The organism is Maribacter litoralis, from assembly GCF_902506355.1.
GTDB classification, from domain to species: Bacteria; Bacteroidota; Bacteroidia; order Flavobacteriales; family Flavobacteriaceae; genus Maribacter; species Maribacter litoralis.
Window position 1 is genome coordinate 3,540,979 of sequence record NZ_LR733271.1, and the last position, 19,455, is coordinate 3,560,433.

The 19,455-nt window shown below is 35.9% G+C and carries 16 protein-coding genes; 9 read left to right on the forward strand and 7 right to left on the reverse strand.

The features are described 5' to 3' along the window. The first annotated feature begins 75 nt into the window (after positions 1-75). Both EXIGUO8A_RS14875 and EXIGUO8A_RS14880 read left to right on the forward strand, forming a co-directional pair. Positions 76-1,275, forward strand: coding sequence for an MFS transporter (locus tag EXIGUO8A_RS14875; RefSeq protein ID WP_159303747.1), 1,200 nt, complete (start codon positions 76-78; stop codon positions 1,273-1,275). A 188-nt stretch (positions 1,276-1,463) separates the two neighbouring features. Then, on the forward strand, positions 1,464-2,732 hold the full coding sequence (locus EXIGUO8A_RS14880) for a serine hydrolase domain-containing protein (protein ID WP_159303748.1): 1,269 nt from the start codon (positions 1,464-1,466) through the stop codon (positions 2,730-2,732). Between the two features lie 77 nt (positions 2,733-2,809). On the opposite strand, the gene leuB is transcribed toward EXIGUO8A_RS14880, so the two are convergent. The 5 genes from leuB to leuC form a co-directional block, all read right to left on the reverse strand. Further along, positions 2,810-3,865 (reverse strand): 3-isopropylmalate dehydrogenase, encoded by a 1,056-nt coding sequence (leuB, locus tag EXIGUO8A_RS14885; protein WP_159303749.1) that lies wholly within the window; start codon positions 3,863-3,865, stop codon positions 2,810-2,812. A gap of 75 nt (positions 3,866-3,940) precedes the next feature. Then, positions 3,941-4,288: a four helix bundle protein gene (locus EXIGUO8A_RS14890; RefSeq protein WP_116772333.1), complete on the reverse strand. Its 348-nt coding sequence runs from the start codon at positions 4,286-4,288 to the stop codon at positions 3,941-3,943. 43 nt (positions 4,289-4,331) lie between these two features. Then, positions 4,332-5,849, reverse strand: coding sequence for an alpha-isopropylmalate synthase regulatory domain-containing protein (locus EXIGUO8A_RS14895; RefSeq protein ID WP_159303750.1), 1,518 nt, complete (start codon positions 5,847-5,849; stop codon positions 4,332-4,334). 85 nt (positions 5,850-5,934) lie between these two features. After that, a complete protein-coding gene (gene leuD / locus EXIGUO8A_RS14900; protein ID WP_159303751.1) occupies positions 5,935-6,531 on the reverse strand; it encodes a 3-isopropylmalate dehydratase small subunit in 597 nt (198 codons plus the stop codon). Between the two features lie 99 nt (positions 6,532-6,630). Further along, entirely contained in the window at positions 6,631-8,043 is a 1,413-nt protein-coding gene (gene leuC / locus EXIGUO8A_RS14905) for a 3-isopropylmalate dehydratase large subunit (RefSeq protein WP_159303752.1), read from the reverse strand. 467 nt (positions 8,044-8,510) lie between these two features. Between leuC and EXIGUO8A_RS14910 the strand changes: the two genes are divergently transcribed. The 5 genes from EXIGUO8A_RS14910 (at position 8,511) to EXIGUO8A_RS14930 (ending at position 13,648) form a co-directional block, all read left to right on the forward strand. Then, positions 8,511-9,800, forward strand: a complete 1,290-nt coding sequence (locus EXIGUO8A_RS14910) for an MFS transporter (RefSeq protein ID WP_159303753.1) — start codon at positions 8,511-8,513, stop codon at positions 9,798-9,800. Positions 9,801-9,813: 13 nt separating this feature from the next. Next, a complete protein-coding gene (locus EXIGUO8A_RS14915) occupies positions 9,814-10,974 on the forward strand; it encodes a mandelate racemase/muconate lactonizing enzyme family protein (protein ID WP_159303754.1) in 1,161 nt (386 codons plus the stop codon). Between the two features lie 4 nt (positions 10,975-10,978). Next, positions 10,979-11,986 (forward strand): sugar kinase, encoded by a 1,008-nt coding sequence (locus EXIGUO8A_RS14920; RefSeq protein WP_159303755.1) that lies wholly within the window; start codon positions 10,979-10,981, stop codon positions 11,984-11,986. Then, positions 11,983-12,615 carry a bifunctional 4-hydroxy-2-oxoglutarate aldolase/2-dehydro-3-deoxy-phosphogluconate aldolase gene (locus tag EXIGUO8A_RS14925; protein WP_159303756.1) on the forward strand — a complete coding sequence of 211 codons (633 nt, stop codon included), beginning with the start codon at positions 11,983-11,985 and terminating at the stop codon, positions 12,613-12,615. Before EXIGUO8A_RS14920 ends, EXIGUO8A_RS14925 begins: the two co-directional genes overlap by 4 nt. Before the next feature lie 79 nt (positions 12,616-12,694). After that, positions 12,695-13,648 (forward strand): SMP-30/gluconolactonase/LRE family protein, encoded by a 954-nt coding sequence (locus EXIGUO8A_RS14930; RefSeq protein ID WP_236564499.1) that lies wholly within the window; start codon positions 12,695-12,697, stop codon positions 13,646-13,648. Positions 13,649-13,650: 2 nt separating this feature from the next. Here the strand turns inward: EXIGUO8A_RS14930 and recG are convergent, their stop codons facing one another. Then, positions 13,651-15,756, reverse strand: coding sequence for an ATP-dependent DNA helicase RecG (recG, locus tag EXIGUO8A_RS14935; RefSeq protein WP_159303758.1), 2,106 nt, complete (start codon positions 15,754-15,756; stop codon positions 13,651-13,653). Positions 15,757-15,834: 78 nt separating this feature from the next. Here recG and EXIGUO8A_RS14940 point away from each other — a divergent pair, with 78 nt between their 5' ends. After that, positions 15,835-17,922: a M1 family metallopeptidase gene (locus tag EXIGUO8A_RS14940; RefSeq protein ID WP_159303759.1), complete on the forward strand. Its 2,088-nt coding sequence runs from the start codon at positions 15,835-15,837 to the stop codon at positions 17,920-17,922. A gap of 2 nt (positions 17,923-17,924) precedes the next feature. Further along, a complete protein-coding gene (locus EXIGUO8A_RS14945) occupies positions 17,925-18,839 on the forward strand; it encodes a patatin-like phospholipase family protein (protein WP_116772344.1) in 915 nt (304 codons plus the stop codon). Between the two features lie 77 nt (positions 18,840-18,916). On the opposite strand, the gene EXIGUO8A_RS14950 is transcribed toward EXIGUO8A_RS14945, so the two are convergent. Then, positions 18,917-19,435 carry a DUF7935 family protein gene (locus tag EXIGUO8A_RS14950; protein WP_116772345.1) on the reverse strand — a complete coding sequence of 173 codons (519 nt, stop codon included), beginning with the start codon at positions 19,433-19,435 and terminating at the stop codon, positions 18,917-18,919. Positions 19,436-19,455: the final 20 nt, after the last annotated feature.

Here is a 19,455-nt window from a genome sequence, read left to right on the forward strand (position 1 = left end):
CATATGCGTTCTAACTTTGCCTTTTTAATTGCATGGGTAAAATAGATTGATGTAGAAAGAATTAAAATTTGAAGTATGGAGAATTTAAAATCAAATAAAAAAGCATTGTTTGCTTTGGCTATAGGAGGTTTCGGGATCGGACTGACCGAGTTTGTTATCATGGGAATTTTAACCGAAGTATCCGGTTCTTTGGGAATAACCATTCCTCAAGCAGGACATTTTATTGCAGCGTATGCATTGGGTGTTGTAGTAGGTGCACCATTGTTGACAGGGTTGGGATCAAAATTGAGTCCTAAAAAAATGTTGTTCTTGCTAATGATTTGGTTTACGGTATTCAATACATTATCTGGGTTGGCAACAGGGTATAGCAGTTTGTTGTTCTTAAGATTTTTATCTGGTATACCTCACGGTGCATTCTTTGGTATAGGTGCAGTAGTTGCAACAAAATTGGCTAAGAAGGGTAAAGGTGCTCAGGCAATTTCCATTATGTTTTCTGGACTTACCGTTGCGAACGTAATAGGTGTGCCAATTGGAACTTACTTAGGACAACAATTTAGCTGGAGTGTTTCTTTTTACTTAGTTGGTTTTGTAGGCTTGCTGGCATTGGGAAGTATTTACTTATGGATGCCAAAAATTGAAGTCGACGATCAAGAGGAAAAAGTTACCGTTAGCCAGGGTTTAAAGAATAGCGAATTGTGGGCTTTGATTGCGTTGACTACCATAGGAACTGGTGGATTCTTTGCTTGGTACAGTTACGTAGCTCCTTTGATTACGGATGTAGCTGGTTTGCCTGATCATTTTGTAGGTTACGCGATGATGTTAGCCGGACTAGGTATGGTTGCAGGAAATTTTTTAGGGGCAAAAATGGCGGAGTGGTTTTCTCCTTTAAAAGCGGTTATTATTAGTTTGTCGGTAATGTGCGGTATTTTGTTGTTGAATATGATGATAGCGACCAATCCTTATTTACTAATGGTTTTGACATTTGTAATAGGAGCAATATCATTTACTGTGGCAACACCAATTCAAATGGCAATAATAAATACATCTAAAGGTTCAGAAATGCTGGGTTCTTCTATGAATCAAAGTGCCTTTAACATGGGTAATGCTTCTGGAGCTTATTTAGCAGGGCTACCAATTGCTTTCGGTTATGGTATCGTGTATTCTAGTCTAGTTGGTGCAATTCTTGCATTTTCTGGTGTCGCTATAGCGATAGGGATTTTAATCGTAAGAAAAAGAAAAGAAAATAAATATAGAAAAATGGCTATGGGCTATTAATCTATTATGAGTCAATATTAATTTAAAGGAACCTTTACTAGGTTCCTTTTTTTTTATAAATAGGTGTTTGAATATTTTGATCCAAGTTCTTAATTAAACAGGCTAGATGTTAAAATTCAAATATTGTGTAGTTCATCGATAATTTATTACATTTTAACCCGTTATATTCGACATAAACCTACTATACTGTGTCACGTACCAAACTATTCTTTGGAACCATAATTATGGTTCTCCTTTTTTTTGTTCTTACTGCGTCTTCTTTTAAGCCAGAGCATTCCAAGGCAATTATTGCCAATCCTAATCCAGAAAAAACCCTTGCTGAGAAAAGGGAAATTAAATTATATACTATTAGGCAGAAAGCTTTAAACGAAGCTTTATCAAAATACTTTGATCAGGCAATTAAAGCGGGAGATATTGTTGGAGCCGGTGTTAGTATAGTTAATGGCGATTCAGTAATATTATCTAACGGATACGGAAAGAGAAGTTATAATGCCAACGAGTCGGTGGATGCAGAAACTTTGTTTAGACTAGGGTCTATATCTAAAGGATTTACAGGTGTTTTGGCAGCAAGTTTGGAGAGTGACGGTATGTTGCGATTAGAAGATAAGGTTTCAGATTATTTGCCTAATTTTCATTTTGGTGACTCACAGCATACTGAACGCATAAAACTATCCCATTTGCTTTCGCATACTACAGGTACGCCTTATCATAGTTATACAGATTTGGTTGAGGCTGGTTTATCCATGTCCACTATCAGTGAAAAATTTGAAAACGTTAACCCTATTAGTGAACCTGGTCTACAATATAGTTATCAGAATGCTATGTTCTCTGTCTCTCAAGAGGTGATGCTGAAAGCAACAGGAAAAAACATTCAAACCTTATTGAGCGATAGATTCTTTGAACCTCTAGGTATGAGTTCTGTTTCAATGGACCATGAAACCTTAATGAATACGGATAATATTGCATTACCACATGTTAAGAGAAGAAATGGTTGGAAATCGGTATTGCCTAAAAATAATTATTACAATGCTATAGCAGCTGGCGGTATAAATGCGAATTCAAATGACATGGCCAAGTGGATGCGGTTTTTATTGGGGCATAATCCAGAAGTAATGTCAAAAGACGAAATGGCACCTGCGTTTCAATCTTTTATAGAATTAAAAGGACATAGAAAGTACTATCAAAGGTGGCCGGGACATATAAAGTCGGCTTACGGTTTTGGTTGGAGAATACATACGGTAAAAGAGAATGAGAATGCACCAGAAGAAACTATTTGGCATCATGGTGGTAGCGTAAATAATTATAGAAATGAAATTGCTCTTTTTCCTGATTCTGATTTAGGTATCTGTGTATTGATTAACGGACCTTCTAAATTGGTGAAGACCGTTATACCAGATTTACGTGCAATAGTTAAAAGTATTTATGAAAAAGAAATTGCTATTGCTTCTAGTATTTAAAAGTTATATTACAATTCAAGAATAAAAAAATCCCTTTAATCAATGATTAAAGGGATTTTATAGTTAAACATGAATTTTTAAATGTTGCTGGCCAGCCAATCGCCAACTTCACTTGTCTTATAGCTTTTTCCACCATCGGCAAGGTCTTCGGTTACGTAACCTTCGGCTAATGATTTGTTTACTACTCTTCTAATTTCTTCAGCTTCATTGGTTAAGTCTAAATCCTCAAAAAGCATAGCAGCAGAAAGTACTGTCGCCAAAGGATTAGCAATATTTTTACCTGCCGCTTGCGGGTATGAACCATGTATTGGCTCATATAAAGATACTTCACTACCTACAGATGAAGAAGGCATAAGCCCCATTGAACCTGCTATTACAGAAGCTTCATCGGTTAAAATATCACCGAATAAGTTTGCTGTGATGATTACATCATAACCTTTTGGCCATTGAATTAATCGCATGGCAACCGCATCAATAAACTCATAAGTTACCTCTACTTCAGGGTACTCTTTTTCTAAACCTTGTACTGTTTCTCTCCACAGTCTAGATGATTCCAATACATTGGCCTTATCAACGCAACATAGTTTTTTAGAACGCTTCATGGCCATGTCAAATCCTTTTCTTGCCAAGCGCTCTATTTCAAAACGTTGGTAGGTCATGGTGTCAAATGCAGTATTACCATCATCTTTTCTTCCGCGTTCACCAAAATAAACTCCTCCGGTCAATTCTCTTAAAATAATTAAATCTGTTCCTTCAATACGATCTCTTTTTAAAGGAGATTTATCTATTAAAGAAGGGAAGGTAAAGGTTGGTCTTACATTAGCGAACAAACCTAATTTTTGTCTCATTTTTAATAATCCCTGTTCTGGACGAACTTTTGCTGAAGGATCATTGTCAAAACGAGGGTGACCTATAGCGCCAAATAATACTGCATCTGCATTGGCACATACTTCATGAGTTTCATCTGGGTAAGGTTCACCAACAGCATCAATAGCCGCCGCTCCCGTTAGTGCTGGTTTCCAAGTAATATCGTGCTCATATTTTTTAGCAATGGCATCACATACCTTTACTGCTTGATCAATAACTTCAGGACCGATACCATCACCGGCCAATAAGGCAATATTTAATTTCATGGTTTATCGCTTTTTCGCTTTTCGCTGTACGCTAAACGCTATACTTTAACCGTATATAGTTTAGGCTATTTATAATTATATCTTATTTATTAAACTATTTAAACTTCTTCTTACTTTATTTACTTTATCATGAATGATTAAAAACTCTTCTTCTTGAATATACTTTAGATCTTTTGCTAAAATGGTAAAATATTCTAATTCACTTGCTGACCCTTGAGAAATGATTAAAAAACGTTTAAACTCCGCATCAGATTCTCTTCCGCATCCTTCAGCTATATTTGCAGGAATAGATGAAGAAGCTCTTCTCATTTGACTTGTTAATCCAAAATTTTCATTATTAGGAAAGCTTCTAGTCAATTTATAAATCTCTAAAGTAACTTCATGACCTAATTTCCAAACATTATATTTTTTATAATCTCTCATCAAAAGCGTTTAGCGCCCCGCGTCCAGCGTCAAGCGCTTTGCGCTATATTATATTCAACATCTTCTCTGTCGCTTTAATGGCACTAACAGTTTGGTCAGAATCCAACCCTCTTGAGGTAAATTCTTTACCGTCTAATTCCCAAGTAATTACTGTTTCGCATAATGCATCAGAAGTACTACCGGGAGGAATTCTTACTGCATAATCCGTAAGTTTTGGCAAGGCAATCTTCTTGGCAATATACACTTTTTTAAGGGCGTTCATAAAAGCATCATACTGTCCGTCTCCTTGTGCATGTGCTTCTATAACTTTTCCGTCAATTTCTACGGAAAGGGTAGTGGAAGGCATTAAGCCTTTTGCATGTGTAAGTACATAAGATTTTATAAATACCTTTTGCTTATAATCGGCAGTATCTAAAACATCGGAAATAATAAATGGAAGGTCATCTTTTGTAACCCGTTCTTTTTTATCTCCTAATTCTATAATTCTGGCAGTAACTTTTTTAAGCTCTTCATCATTTAATGTTAAGCCAAGTTCCTGTAAATTTTTCTGAATATTCGCTTTGCCAGACATTTTACCTAAAGCATACTTTCGTTTTCTACCAAAACGTTCAGGCATTAGGTCGCTAAAATACAGGTTGTTTTTGCTGTCACCATCGGCATGTATTCCTGCAGTTTGGGTAAATACATTATCTCCAACAATTGGTTTGTTTGCTGGTATGGTAAACCCTGTAAAGGCAGAAACCAATTTACTTACCTTATATAATGAGGTCTCATTTACTTTTATCTCAACTTCTGGTAAAAAATCATTGATAACGGCTATAGCACTTGCCATAGGAGCATTACCAGCTCTTTCCCCCATTCCGTTTACTGTTAGGTGAAGACCATGGCAACCCGCTTTTACGGCTTCCATAATATTTGCAACACCAAGATCATAGTCGTTATGACCATGAAAATCAAAATGTAACTTCGGAAATTTCTGAATGATTTCTTTTAAGTAGGCATACGTTTCGGTGTGTGTTAGTATACCTAAAGTATCGGGTAATAAAATTCTTTTTACGTTTTGGGTAGAAAGAAATTCTAAAAATTCAAAAACATATGCTTTGGAATTTCGCATGCCGTTACTCCAGTCCTCTAAATAGATATTATTGATAATACCTCTTTCAGTAGCTTGCTTAAAAATTTCGGCTATTTCTGCAAAATGTTGTTCTGGAGTTTTCTTTAACTGATATTTTAAATGGTTGAGAGAACCTTTGGTCAACAAATTCTGTGAAATTGCACCTGAAGTCTTCATCCAATCCAAAGAAACGCCACCATCAACAAAGGTTAATACTTCTACACGCTCCAAGAATCCTTTTTCAGCGGCCCACTCGGTAATTTTTTGAACAGCTTCTAGTTCACCATCAGATACACGAGCCGAGGCAACCTCAATACGGTCTACTTTTAGCTCTTCTAAAAGTAACTTTGCCAAGGTCAGTTTTTCCGATGCAGAAAAGGATACGCCTGAGGTCTGTTCACCATCCCTAAGGGTGGTATCCATTATTTCTAACTTTCTTTTTTTCATGTGATCTAATTGCCGTTTCATCTTATATTAGGAAACGGCAAATGGTTAGTTAACGTAAATGATGTTGGTACTTTGAAAATTGAGTTTATAACGGAGTGTTTTCCGCAAATGTCTCAATATCCTTTTTGATGTTCAATAAGTAATCAATATCATCAAAACCGTTCAACATATTGTTTTTCTTGTAATCATTGATGTCAAAAGATTCACTTTCACCCGTAGCCAACAATGTTATTTTTTGTTCAGGAAGATTAATTTCCAATTCTGCAGAAGGGTCTGCCTCCACGACATCAAAAATTTTCTGTAAAAACTCTGCACTTACCTGTACGGGTAAAACACCGATGTTTAAACAGTTGTTTCTGAAAATATCTGCAAAGAAACTAGAAACTACACATCTAAATCCGTAATCATAAACTGCCCATGCAGCGTGCTCACGGGATGAACCAGAACCAAAGTTTTTTCCACCTACTAAAATTTTTCCACTGAATTTATCTTGGTTTAAAACAAAATCTTCTTTCAGGGTGTTGTCCTGATGGTATCTCCAGTCTCTAAAAAGATTATCACCGAAACCTACACGCTCTGTTGCTTTTAAGAATCTTGCCGGTATTATTTGATCGGTATCTACATTTTCAATTGGCAACGGTACTGCCGTTGATGTCAATATATTGAATTTATCGTATGCCATTTTTTATAGCTTTTTGCCTCTGGTTATTGACCATTGGCCTGTATTATTATCATTGTTTTTTCACTATAAGCCTTATGCATATAGTTAAGGACAAAATTGTTATACTAACTCTGCCATTAATTCCCTTGGGTCTGTTACTTTACCGGTTACGGCAGCCGCAGCAGCAACTAAAGGACTAGCCAACAAAGTTCTTGATCCAGGACCTTGTCTTCCTTCAAAGTTTCTGTTAGATGTACTTACGGCCAGTTTACCAGCAGGTATCTTATCATCGTTCATTGCTAAACAAGCAGAACAACCAGGCTCACGAAGTTCAAAACCGGCTTCGGTTAAAATATCCAATATGCCTTCTTCTTTAATGGCAGTTTCTACTTTGTGAGATCCAGGAACCAACCATGCGGTTACATTATCGGCTTTTTTCTTTCCTTTTACTATTGATGCAAAAGCACGGAAATCTTCTATACGACCATTGGTACAACTTCCAAGGAAAACAAAGTCAATAGGCTTGCCCATCATACTTTCACCTTCATTGAAATCCATATACTTCAATGATTTCTGATATGTAGATGCACCACCTTGAACGGCATTTGCCATAGGTATATCATTTGATATTCCCATTCCCATACCCGGGTTGGTACCGTAGGTAATCATTGGTTCTATTAACGAACCGTCAAAAGTCAATTCTTTATCGAAAATGGCATCTTCATCGGTATACAATGTTTCCCAATAAGCCATTGCCTTATCCCAGTCGGCACCTTTTGGTGTAAACTCACGACCTTTTATATATTCAAACGTTTTTTCATCTGGCGCGATCATACCACCACGGGCACCCATTTCTATACTTAGGTTACAAACGGTCATACGACCCTCCATACTCATTTCTCTGAATATTTCACCGGCGTATTCAACAAAATATCCAGTTGCACCAGAAGTAGTTAATTGAGAAATAATAAACAAGGCAACATCTTTAGGAGTAACACCTTTGCTCATTTTCCCGTTGATATTGATACGCATTCTCTTTGGTTTAGGCTGCATAATACATTGCGTAGCCAATACCATTTCAACTTCAGATGTTCCAATACCAAAGGCAATAGCACCAAATGCACCATGTGTAGAGGTGTGTGAATCTCCACATACTATAGTAGCACCAGGTTGTGTAATACCGTATTCAGGACCAACAACGTGTACAATACCATTTTTTGCGTGACCTAATCCCCAATAAGAAATACCATATTCATTAGCATTTTCCTCTAACATTTTTAATTGGTTCGCAGAAAGTGGATCGGCAACCGGCAAATGTTGGTTTATTGTAGGCGTGTTATGGTCAGCCGTTGCAAAAGTTTTCTCCGGATGCATTACAGGAATATTTCTATTCTTAATGCCAAGGAAAGCAACAGGACTGGTTACCTCATGTACCATGTGTCTGTCAATGAACAGTACATCTGGACCATCTTGTATTTTATGTACTACGTGGGAATCCCACACTTTGTCAAATAATGTTTTTGTTGCGCTCATATTCTATATAATCTAAGTTCACAAATCTATTAAAACCAAGGGTTTTTTGGAAATTAACACCCTTCTAAATTACGATGTTCAACGATAAAGTTGTTATATTTTAATGAATTCCTAAGTTCAATATAAATTTATAAGAGTCACTTGGTTTATTGTTTAAAAATTTAGGAAAACACATATATTCTTTAGAAAAATTCAATTTTTTCCTTCCCTTGGACACATTCTTAATTTTTTTGAACATTGTCTAGTTTATGTATAGTAGTTAATTCAATTGTTCTATTGTTTTCTATAAGTATAAATAGCAGTTCTATTTTATATGTGGTAATTTTTGGATGTTCTTTTAAGGTCTGTTTTTGATTGACTTATTGTTTGATTATCGGCATGTAGTTTAAAATTGATAATGAAATATTGTCAAAGGTGTAACGTCGTTAAATTCAGGGATAAAAATTACGATAATAATTTTAGGATACATGTTAGAAAAATCTACTAAAAAGCGTTACAACATATTGGCAATGGTATTTTTTACTGTTGTGATCAATTACTTAGATCGTAGTAATATTTCGGTTGCTGCATTTGCTTTAAGTGATGAATTAGAATTAAGTACCGTACAAATGGGATATATTTTTTCGGCCTTTGCGTGGACCTATGCTATTTTGCAAATACCAGGGGGTATTATGGCCGATAAAATAAAAACAAGATTCTTATACCCTATTCTTATGGCATTTTGGTCAATTGCTACATTAATACAAGGTGTCGCCAATTCTTTTTTATTATTAATAGGGTTAAGGGCTAGCATTGGAATTTTTGAAGCACCATCTTATCCCATTAATAACTTAATAGTTACTCGTTGGTTTCCTGATAATGAAAGGGCTTCCGCAATTGCTGTTTATACCTCTGGACAATACTTGGGTTTGGCATTTTTAACTCCAGTCTTAACTTGGATACAATCTCAAATGGGGTGGAGGGGCTTGTTCATTGTAAGTGGTATTATTGGTTTGGTTTGGGCATTGGTGTGGTATATTTTTTATCGAGATCCAAAAGAACACAAAAGCATAAGCCAAAATGAATTGAAACATATTGCCGATGGTGGCGGACTTATTGACTTGAAATCGAATGTAAAAGGGAAACCGAAAGAGAAATTTGAGATGTCAGATTTAATTCAGGTTTTCAAGTATAGGAAGCTTTGGGGTATTTACATAGGTCAGTTCTGTTTAGGTGCTACAGCAATATTCTTTCTTACATGGTTTCCAACATATTTAGTGAAATATAGGGGGTTAGACTTTTTGCAATCTGGTTTTTTAGCGTCTATACCATTTTTGGCGGCATTTGCAGGAATTCTTCTTTCAGGGTTTAGTTCAGATTATTTAGTAAAGAAAGGATATAGTAATGAAATAGCTAGAAAAGGTCCAATTGTAATAGGGATGCTGTTATCCACGGCAATTATTGGTGCCAATTATACCGAAGACAATACGTTGGTTATTTTGTTTTTGGCCATCGCTTTCTTTGGTAATGGTTTGGCTAGTATCGCATGGGTGTTCGTTTCGTTAATGGCGCCTAAAAACTTAATTGGTCTTACTGGCGGAGCATTCAATTTTATTGGTGGACTTTCTGCAGTCGTAGTGCCTGTTGTTATTGGCTATTTAGTGAAGGATGGAGACTTTAAGCCTGCTTTGTTTTTTATAGGAGGAGTTGCTTTTTTAGGATTTTTCTGCTACACTTTTGTTATTGGCAAGGTTGAAAGGATCGTGCCAAAATCTTAAATGAATTTATACGATGAAAATTACTGATATTAAAACATTCCCTATTAATGTAGGTGCCGGTATACAGCTGGTAATTAAAGTTGAAACCGATGAAAATATTTTTGGTTGGGGAGCATCTGGACTTTCAGGAAGAGAGCTTGCCGTTGTTGGTGCCATTCAGCATTTTAAAACATTTTTAATAGGTAGAGACCCAAGGCAAATTGGTGCGTTGTGGCAAGAAATGTACCGTGGGCAATATTTTGAGGGAGGTCGTGTTTTAACGGCCGCCATTTCTGCAATTGATATTGCACTGCATGATGTTAAAAGTAAAGTGTTGAATGTCCCTATTTATGATCTTTTAGGAGGTAAGCAACGTAATTATGTGGAGTGCTTTGCCTCGGTTCGTTTTACTACCAAAGAAGAACTGTTAGACTATTCTAGAACTTTGGTAAAAGAGGGATGGAAAATGTTACGTTTGGCTCCGGCGGAGTTTGAATCACAGAAAGATCCAGGTATTTTTGAACCTAGAGTTTCCATAGCGCTTCTGGCTGATTGGGTTACTTCATTACGAAAGGAAATCGGACCCGAAATTACAATGGGTATTGATTACCATACAAGACTTTCTATTCCAGAAACCTATTCGTTTATTCAAAGAATGCCAAAAGGTACTCTGGACTTTATTGAAGAACCTATTAGAGACGAAAACCCAGAAGCTTACAAAAGCCTGCGCCAAATGATAGATGTACCCTTTGCTATAGGTGAAGAGTTTTCGAGCAAATGGCAGTTTATGCCTTTTATTGAACAAAATATAACACAGTTTGCACGTATAGATGTCTGTAACGTTGGCGGTTTAACAGAGGCAAAAAAGGTAGCTGCAATGGCAGAAACCCATTACATAGATTTAATGCCGCATAATCCATTAGGTCCTATATGTACTGCTGCTACTATACAATTAGCGGCTTCGTGCCCTAATTTTAGTTGGTTGGAGGAAATTAATACACCTGCTCAACAAATGGGCACAAATGCAATTGATTTTTATCCTGTGCAACCTATACTTGAAGGACCTCGCTACAAGGTGTCTGATTTACCTGGTCTTGGCGTCGATTTTAATGAGGAATTGGCACTTTCTAAAGAATTTATACCTGTAGATATTCCTACATTAAGAAGAAATGACGGGTCATTAACAAATTGGTAAACATATGAGCTTTATAACTTTTGGAGAAATAATGTTGCGGTTAACGCCCAACGACCACGGACAGAAAATAAATTCTTCCAACAATTTTAATGTCAATTATGCCGGTTCTGAGTCTAATGTGGCTAGCGCTTTAGGTGTTTTAAATAACAATGTTGATTTCGTTTCCAAGCTACCCGCCAATCAATTGGGTGATGCTGCGGTTAGAAATTTACAGGGTTTTGGTGTACAAACAAGTTTTGTTGTCCGTGGCGGTAAAAGAATTGGAACCTATTTTATCGAGATTGGCGACTCTATTAGACCATCAAGTGTTATTTATGATAGGGCAGACTCCGCCATTAGCACAATTGGGGAAGGGGAGTTTAAATGGAAAGAAATCCTCAAGAATAAAAAATGGCTCTTCCTTTCTGGTATAACTCCCGTTCTTAGTGAGCAATGTGCTTTAGAGACTATAAACGCTGCAAAAACAGCCAATGAAATGGGAGTAAAAGTTGCTTTTGACATGAATTATAGAAGGTCTTTATGGAATTCTAATAAAGATGCACAGGTCATTTTCAATAAAATTCTTGAAAATACCGATTTGCTTTTTGGTAATGCAGGTGTTCTAAAAGATGTATATGAAATGAATTTTAATGGTGATAGTGCTGAAGAAAAGACTATAGACGCTATTGAAAAAGCGAGAAAAGAGTTGGGTGTTGAACAATTGGCTTTTACCATTAGAGATCATAGTTCTGCGAGCGAAAATGAGCTTTCGGGTGTGTTTTTAAATGATAATGATTTATCGGTCTCAAAGGCGATAAAAGTTAAAATAACCGATCGCTTTGGTACTGGAGATGCCTTTGCTGCGGCGTGTTTACATAGTATTGATAAAGGTTATACTAATCAACAAATTATAGATTTCTCCACTGCGGCTTTTGCTTTGAAGCATACGATAAAGGGAGATCAGCACACAAGTTCTGAAAATGAAATTAAATCAATAATGGAAGGTAATATTTCCGGACACGTTTTACGATGAATAGAAAAGAAATAGTAGCTAGAATCAAGAATGAAAAAATAGTCGCCATTTTACGCACAAAGAATCAGGCAGATGTTTCAAAGGTGGTTAAGATGGTTTTGGAAACCGGGGTGAATGTGCTAGAAATTACCTCTAACACTCCAGGGTTTTTAGAAGAAATTACGAAGGCGCGTGCACTATATCCTGATAAAATTATTGGAGTTGGTACCGCGATTAACGTAGTTATTGCAGAAAAAGCCATTGCTGCAGGAGCGCAGTTTTTGGTCACACCTAATACCAATGTTGATGTTATTGCTTTAGGTCATGAATACAATGTACCCGTATTAATGGGTGCCATGACACCTTCTGAAGTATGTATAGCGCATGAAAATGGGGCAGATGTGGTAAAACTTTTTCCTGCTGGGGCTATGGGTCTCAATTTTTTTAAAGCATTAAGGGCTCCTTTGGATCACATAGAATATTTTGCAGTTGGTGGTATAAACCCAAATAATGCTGCAGATTGGATTAAGGCTGGTGCATCTGGTATTGGTTATGGTTGTGTAGTAAATGATGCACAAACAGGCATGATAGATTTTGAGTCAACCAAAAAAATGTCTGAAGGTTTTTTAATCAAGGCAAAGGCTCATTGATATGATAAAAAATAGTCTGTTTCTACTAATTTTATTTGCTTTAATTTCTTGTAAAGAAATAAAAACTAAGAATACTGATGTGGCAAATACTGTTTCCTCTAAATTTTCAGTTGAAATATTAGATGAAGAAGCGTTACAGATTTTAAATCCTGAATCTTCTTTGCAAATCGTGGCGAGTGGCTTTGATTGGGTAGAGGGTCCTTTGTGGATAGAAAACGGACAGTATCTTTTGTTTTCTGATATTCCGCAGAACAAGGTCTATAAATTAAATGACAAGAACGATACGGTAACGTATTTAAAGCCTTCGGGCTATGATGTTCAAAATTATACGGGTAAAGGGTCAGGGTCTAACGGTTTACTACTGAACTCTAGTGGACAATTGGTTCTAATGCAGCACGGAGAAAGACGTGTAGGTGTTATGAAGTCATCAATGAACGACCCAAAACCAGAATACAGCTCTCTAGTGAGTGAATACGAGGGAAAAAGATTGAATAGCCCTAATGATGGCATATACGATGATGAAGGCAATCTCTATTTTACAGACCCACCATACGGACTAGAAAATTTAATTGATGATAAGAATAAGCAGTTGGATTTTCAAGGTGTTTATTGCCTTTTGAAAACTGGCGAACTCCTACTTTTGGATAAAGAGTTGAGTTACCCTAACGGAATTACGCTTTCTCCTGATAATAAAACACTTTACGTAGCGGTGTCAGACGAAAAAGTGGGTGGTGCATGGTACCAATATAATTTAGAGGCTCCTGGCAAGGTAGCGGAAAAGAAACTATTTTATAATGTTGAGCACCTTTTGGGCAAACCAAATGAGCAAGGACTTCCGGATGGTATGAAAACCAATAGCGAAGGTTATGTTTTTGCCACAGGACCAGGCGGGTTGTGGATTTTCACTAAAGAGGCAAAACCCATAGCTAAAATACGAACAGGTCTTTTAACTTCAAATTGCGCATTAACCACTAATGAAAAGCGTTTGTTTTTAACGGCAGATGACTATATATTGGCTTTAGATTTAAAATAAAACTAACTAATATACGTCCAGATATTCTTATGCTTTACCAACTGGGCATACATATGTCTAATAATTAGATTCTCTGGTTTACTAAGAGATGGGTCTTCTTTTAGAAGCTGTAATGCATAGAAGCGAGCAGATTTTAGAATATCATTATCCTTAACGATATCAGCTATTTTTAGATTTAGGAGTCCGCTTTGTTGGGTGCCCATGATATCTCCGGGTCCACGCAGTTTTAAATCTACCTCGGCAATTTCAAAACCATCATTGGTAGCGACCATAGTCTCCAGTCTGGTTTTTGAATCATTAGATAATTTATGACCGGTCATTAGAATACAATAGCTTTGATCTGCTCCACGACCAACACGCCCACGTAATTGGTGTAATTGCGACAAACCGAAGCGTTCTGCACTTTCAATGATCATTACCGATGCATTAGGTACATTTACACCTACTTCAATAACGGTAGTGGCTACCATAATTTGAGTATCGCCTTTTACAAAACGCTCCATTTCATAGTCTTTATCGGCAGGCTTCATTTGCCCGTGAACTATAGAAATTTGGTATTTTGGTTGAGGAAAATCGCGAGCAATACTCTCATAACCATCCATAAGGTCTTTGTAATCCATTGCTTCAGATTCTTGAATCAATGGGTATACCACATAAACTTGTCGCCCTTTTTCAATTTCATCACGTATAAATCGAAAAACTTTTAGTCGGTTAGCATCATAACGGTGTACTGTTTTTATGGGTTTACGCCCTGGCGGCAATTCGTCAATTACCGAGATATCCAGATCACCATATAAACTCATGGCCAAAGTTCTTGGTATAGGTGTTGCGGTCATTACCAATATATGTGGAGGAAATTCATTCTTATGCCACAATTTAGAACGTTGGGCTACACCAAAACGATGCTGCTCGTCGATAATGGCTATACCTAAATTCTTGTATTTTACTTTATCTTCTAAAAGGGCATGAGTGCCAATAAGTATGTTGAGCTCTCCATTTTCTAACTGTTCGTGAATTGGTTTACGTGCAGATTTTTTAACGGAGCCAGTTAACAAAGCACAGGTAATCTCCGTTCCTTCTAGTAATTCAGAAATGCCTTGAAAATGCTGATTGGCAAGAATTTCTGTAGGTGCCATTAAACAGGCTTGAAAACTATTATCTATTGCTAATAACATGGTCATTACGGCAACAATGGTTTTTCCAGACCCTACATCACCTTGTAGTAAACGGTTCATTTGGGCATTACTGCCCAAATCTGATCGTATTTCTTTGATTACTCGTTTCTGTGCTCCTGTAAGTTCAAAAGGTAATTTATTATTGTAGAAATCCTTAAAGTATTCGCCAACTTCAAGAAATGGGAAGCCTTTGATCTTTTTCTTTCTAGAAACATTTTTCCCAATAAGTTGTAGTTGAATATAAAAAAGTTCTTCAAATTTTAATCGGAACTGCGCCTTAGCCAAAAGTTCTTGATTCTTTGGAAAGTGAATATTAAACATAGATTCACTCTTGTTCAATAGTTTTAATTCATACAGTAACTTGTCAGATAGGCTTTCGGTGAACTTGCCGTTGATTTCAATGAACAGTTGCTGCATCAGTTTACTGATGACCTTATTGGTAATACCTTTATTACTTAACTTTTCTGTAGATGGGTATACGGGTTGCATGTAAACTTTTGTACCCTGCTGGTGTTCTTTTAAAGGCTCCATTTCTGGATGTGGCATTGAAAATGTACCATTATACCAATTGCACTTACCAAAAATGACGTAAGGTAGGTTTAGTTTTAGATTTTCACGAATCCATTTTTGACCTCTAAACCAAACCAATTCTATTTCGCCGGTATCATCTTTAAAACGTGCTACTAATCGCGTTCCCCTTTTCTGTTCAACTGTTTTTATATTGATTATTTTTCCAATAATCTGCACATCGGCATTACTACGTTGTAACTGACCAATTTTATAGTATTGGGTTTTATCTATGTATCGATTTGGGAAAAGATTCAGCAAATCTTGATAGGTTTCTACCCCTAATTCAGACTTTAAAGTTTCGGCTCTATTTGGACCGACACCTTTTAAGTATACTATGGGAGTTTGCAAGAAATTTGCGTTCATAGTACTAAAATAGGCTTTAGGTAGATTTGCGACAAACTAAAGTATTAAATTTGATTTTCTACTAGCTTATTAATTTGCATGAAAAAAATAGTTTTAGCCTTTGTTCTTTGTTTTTGTTTCTATTCTTATGGGCAACATCAAGATAGGGTAGACTTTATTAAGGCTAAGGTTTGCCTAAGCCCAGTACCTAAAGAAAAAACGATAAAAGGTGGGGTAATCTATCGTTTTAATGTGTTACAAAATGTAGACTCAATATTCCTTGATGCTAAAAACATAGATTTTTCAAAAGTAGAACTTGACGGAAAAAAGATAGATTTTATTGCTAAAGAAAATATCATTTCCATTACACATAAATTTGAAAAGGGAGAATCACATAAACTGCTTCTTGAATATGAGGCGAAACCCAAACAAACGGTCTATTTTATTGGTTGGGATGATGATGTAGAAGGCAATGAGCAAATATGGACACAGGGGCAAGGAAAATACACCAGCCATTGGCTTCCTAGTTTTGATGACATGGAAGAAAAAGTAGAATTTGATCTTACTATTGAAGCCGATAAAAAATATCAAGTCATTGCGAATGGTAATCTACTTTTAAAAACTAACAATGATGGAGAAGATCCTATTTGGTTATTTGATATGAAAAAACCAATGAGCAGTTATTTACTGGCTTTTGCCATGGGTAAATATGATAAGCAAGTATTGACCTCTGAAAGCGGTGTAACCATTGAAAACTATTATTATCTTAATGATAATCTAAAAGTGGAACCCACGTATAGATACACAAAACGGATATTTGATTTTTTTGAAAACGAGATAGGTGTCGCTTATCCTTGGCAGAATTACAAACAAGTGCCTGTGCATGATTTTTTATATGCAGGTATGGAAAATACGAGTGCTACTTTTTTTTCTGATGCATATTTTATTGATTCAACTTCTTTTATTGATAGAAATTATGTCAACATTAATGCTCATGAATTGGCACACCAGTGGTTTGGCAATTTGGTGACGGAAAAGAATAGTGAACATCATTGGTTACATGAAGGTTTTGCTACATATTTTGCCTATTTGGCTGAAAAAGAGATTTTTGGTGACGATTATTTTTATTGGAAATTATTTGAGACGGCAAAAGTATTAAGTGATATTTCAGAAAAGGGAGAAGGGGAGAGCTTGCTAAACCCGAAGGCTAGTAGTCTTACTTTTTATGAAAAAGGGGCATGGGCTTTAGCTATGTTGAAGGATGAAGTAGGAGAGGATGATTTTAAAGAAGGAATAAAAACATACCTAAATAAATATAAGTTCCAAAATGTAACCGTTTCAGATTTTATTGTTGAAATGGAATTAGCTAGTGGTAAAGATTTAGGTGAGTTCAGAGAAGTTTGGCTCGTCAATGAAACTTTTAACTTTGAAATTGCTAAGGCTTACCTGGAAAAGAGTAATAGATTTTTGAAACATTTTTTTGAATTTCAAGAAGAAATAGATGCCACCGATGTGTTAGATGATGAAAAACTAAAGTTGATGTGGCACTCGGAAACTCCCTGGCAATTTAAATCTCAAATTATTAAAGATTATATATCTCAAATATCTGATTCATCTCTTAAAAAGATACTTGCCAATGAAAAATCTATTAAAATCAGGCAGAGTATTGCAACATCCAAAAAGAATATACCAGAAGATTTAAGGTCTTATTTTGAGTCATTATTAGAAGATGAAAGTTATTCTACCAAAGAGGTTATGTTGTTTCGTTTGTGGGATGCATACCCTGATAATCGAAAGTTGTACTTAGATCAAACCAAAGATATAAATGGACACCCAAATAAGAATGTACGGTTACTTTGGCTTACATTGGCATTGTTTACGCCAGATTATAATTCTACAGAAAGTATTAATTATCATCGAGAGCTAGTTAGTTATACAGATGCTAAATACAATCCTGAAATACGACAAACTGCTTTTCAATACCTCTTTGAAATAAAAGCATTAAATGATGAAGCCTATGCTAATTTAATTAAGGCTACAAACCATCATTCTTGGCAATTTAGAAATTATGCTAGGCGATTACTTGATACCTTATGGGGAGATGAAGAACAGAAAAAAGAAATTGAAAAGGTTGCAAATCAACTAAATTCATCAGATTTGCGTTATCTTAAAACGAAATTAAATTAATAATGAAAGCATTAGTAATTTCCGGTGGTGGTAGTAAAGGAGCCTTTGCAGGTGGTGTTGCCCAATACCTTATACAAGAAGAAGGAAGAAAGTATGATATTTTTGTAGGTACTTCTACCGGTAGTCTTCTAATCTCTCATTTAGCTTTAGGTAAGTTAGATAAGATCAAAGAAATTTACTCTAATGTAAATCAAAAAAGTATTTTTAATAATTGTCCTTTTTTGGTTAAGAATATTCGTGGTAACGAAGAGATTTCAATAAATCACTGGAATGTTTTACGCAACTTTTTAACGGGAAAAAAGACCTTTGGTGAAAGTGAAAACCTAAGAAAGCTTATTGAAAAAAGTTTAACCCTTGAAGAGTTCGAAACTTTAAAAAATGGAGATTCAGATGTGGTGATAACAGTTTCTAATTTGTCTCTAAATCAAGTCGAATACAAATCAATTAAAGATTGTACGTACGAGGATTTTTGTGATTGGATTTGGATTTCTGCCAATTACACGCCGTTTATGAGTTTGGTTCGCAAAAACTTTTGTGAATATGCAGATGGCGGTTTGGGTAGCATTGTTCCCATTGAAGAAGCTATTAAACGTGGGGCAACAGAGGTAGATGTGGTCGTGTTACATACCGAAGTTAATTATATGAATAGGGTTGCTTCTCGCAATCCGTTCGAATTAATTACTACGATGATGAGTTTTATTCTTGACCGAATAGAAAATCAGAACATTAGAATAGGAAAATTGGTTGCCAACCAAAAGAATGCTATAATCAACTTATTTTATACGCCAACGATACTAACGACCAATTCTTTAATTTTTGATAAGGCAAAAATGACCCTTTGGTGGAAAAGGGGGTATTTGTATGCAAAGAATAAAAACGAAGAAACCAACCCTATTGAACCTAATGAGAACGAGTAAGATTTATTATAATTTAAACGATAAAAAAATGCTTTCTTTATAGAAAGCATTTTTTTATTCTTAGTGTTTTTTATTGATTACCAAAGGTCACCAATCTCTTTTTTTACGAATGTTAGGGCAGTGGAAGATGGTGAAGTTTTTTCCATTGTTTCATTCAAAATATCTTCTCTTAGCTTATCGGCAGTTTCTGTATTGCTCATGGCTGCCTTTCTGATCATCTGTATGGTTGCACTTTTAGCTGCTTTAATTATATTCCAGCATTCATCGGTCATATATATTTGCTGTGAAAGGTTATGATCAAATTCGGTCTCTATACTTTTGATCAATAAGTTTTCATAAGCATTTTTATCATCACTTTGTGGAGCTACACGTACTACCAAGCTTGGTATTGCAATTCGTTCTAAGAACAGGGCCATACGTTCATACGCTTGCAGACGCACGGGTAATGTATCTTTTTGAGAGTCTTTATGTAAAAGAAAACGTCGTCTTCCTTCTTCATTATTGGTATGCATTCTAAAAAAATAAAAAGCAATAGCACCGGTTACGACTGAAGGTAGTAGATATGCGAATAATTGAAAAATTTGGTCGGAGTTCATTTTTTAATCAGTTATGTTTT

Excerpts from the sequence above, each read along its gene's own strand:
- EXIGUO8A_RS14875 (WP_159303747.1), top strand. The coding sequence starts at position 76 with ATGGAGAATTTAAAATCAAATAAAAAAGCATTGTTTGCTTTGGCTATA.
- leuB (WP_159303749.1), bottom strand. The coding sequence starts at position 3,865 with ATGAAATTAAATATTGCCTTATTGGCCGGTGATGGTATCGGTCCTGAA.
- EXIGUO8A_RS14890 (WP_116772333.1), bottom strand. The coding sequence starts at position 4,288 with ATGAGAGATTATAAAAAATATAATGTTTGGAAATTAGGTCATGAAGTT.
- EXIGUO8A_RS14895 (WP_159303750.1), bottom strand. The coding sequence starts at position 5,849 with ATGAAAAAAAGAAAGTTAGAAATAATGGATACCACCCTTAGGGATGGT.
- leuD (WP_159303751.1), bottom strand. The coding sequence starts at position 6,531 with ATGGCATACGATAAATTCAATATATTGACATCAACGGCAGTACCGTTG.
- leuC (WP_159303752.1), bottom strand. The coding sequence starts at position 8,043 with ATGAGCGCAACAAAAACATTATTTGACAAAGTGTGGGATTCCCACGTA.
- EXIGUO8A_RS14910 (WP_159303753.1), top strand. The coding sequence starts at position 8,511 with ATGTTAGAAAAATCTACTAAAAAGCGTTACAACATATTGGCAATGGTA.
- EXIGUO8A_RS14915 (WP_159303754.1), top strand. The coding sequence starts at position 9,814 with ATGAAAATTACTGATATTAAAACATTCCCTATTAATGTAGGTGCCGGT.
- EXIGUO8A_RS14920 (WP_159303755.1), top strand. The coding sequence starts at position 10,979 with ATGAGCTTTATAACTTTTGGAGAAATAATGTTGCGGTTAACGCCCAAC.
- EXIGUO8A_RS14925 (WP_159303756.1), top strand. The coding sequence starts at position 11,983 with ATGAATAGAAAAGAAATAGTAGCTAGAATCAAGAATGAAAAAATAGTC.
- recG (WP_159303758.1), bottom strand. The coding sequence starts at position 15,756 with ATGAACGCAAATTTCTTGCAAACTCCCATAGTATACTTAAAAGGTGTC.
- EXIGUO8A_RS14940 (WP_159303759.1), top strand. The coding sequence starts at position 15,835 with ATGAAAAAAATAGTTTTAGCCTTTGTTCTTTGTTTTTGTTTCTATTCT.
- EXIGUO8A_RS14945 (WP_116772344.1), top strand. The coding sequence starts at position 17,925 with ATGAAAGCATTAGTAATTTCCGGTGGTGGTAGTAAAGGAGCCTTTGCA.
- EXIGUO8A_RS14950 (WP_116772345.1), bottom strand. The coding sequence starts at position 19,435 with ATGAACTCCGACCAAATTTTTCAATTATTCGCATATCTACTACCTTCA.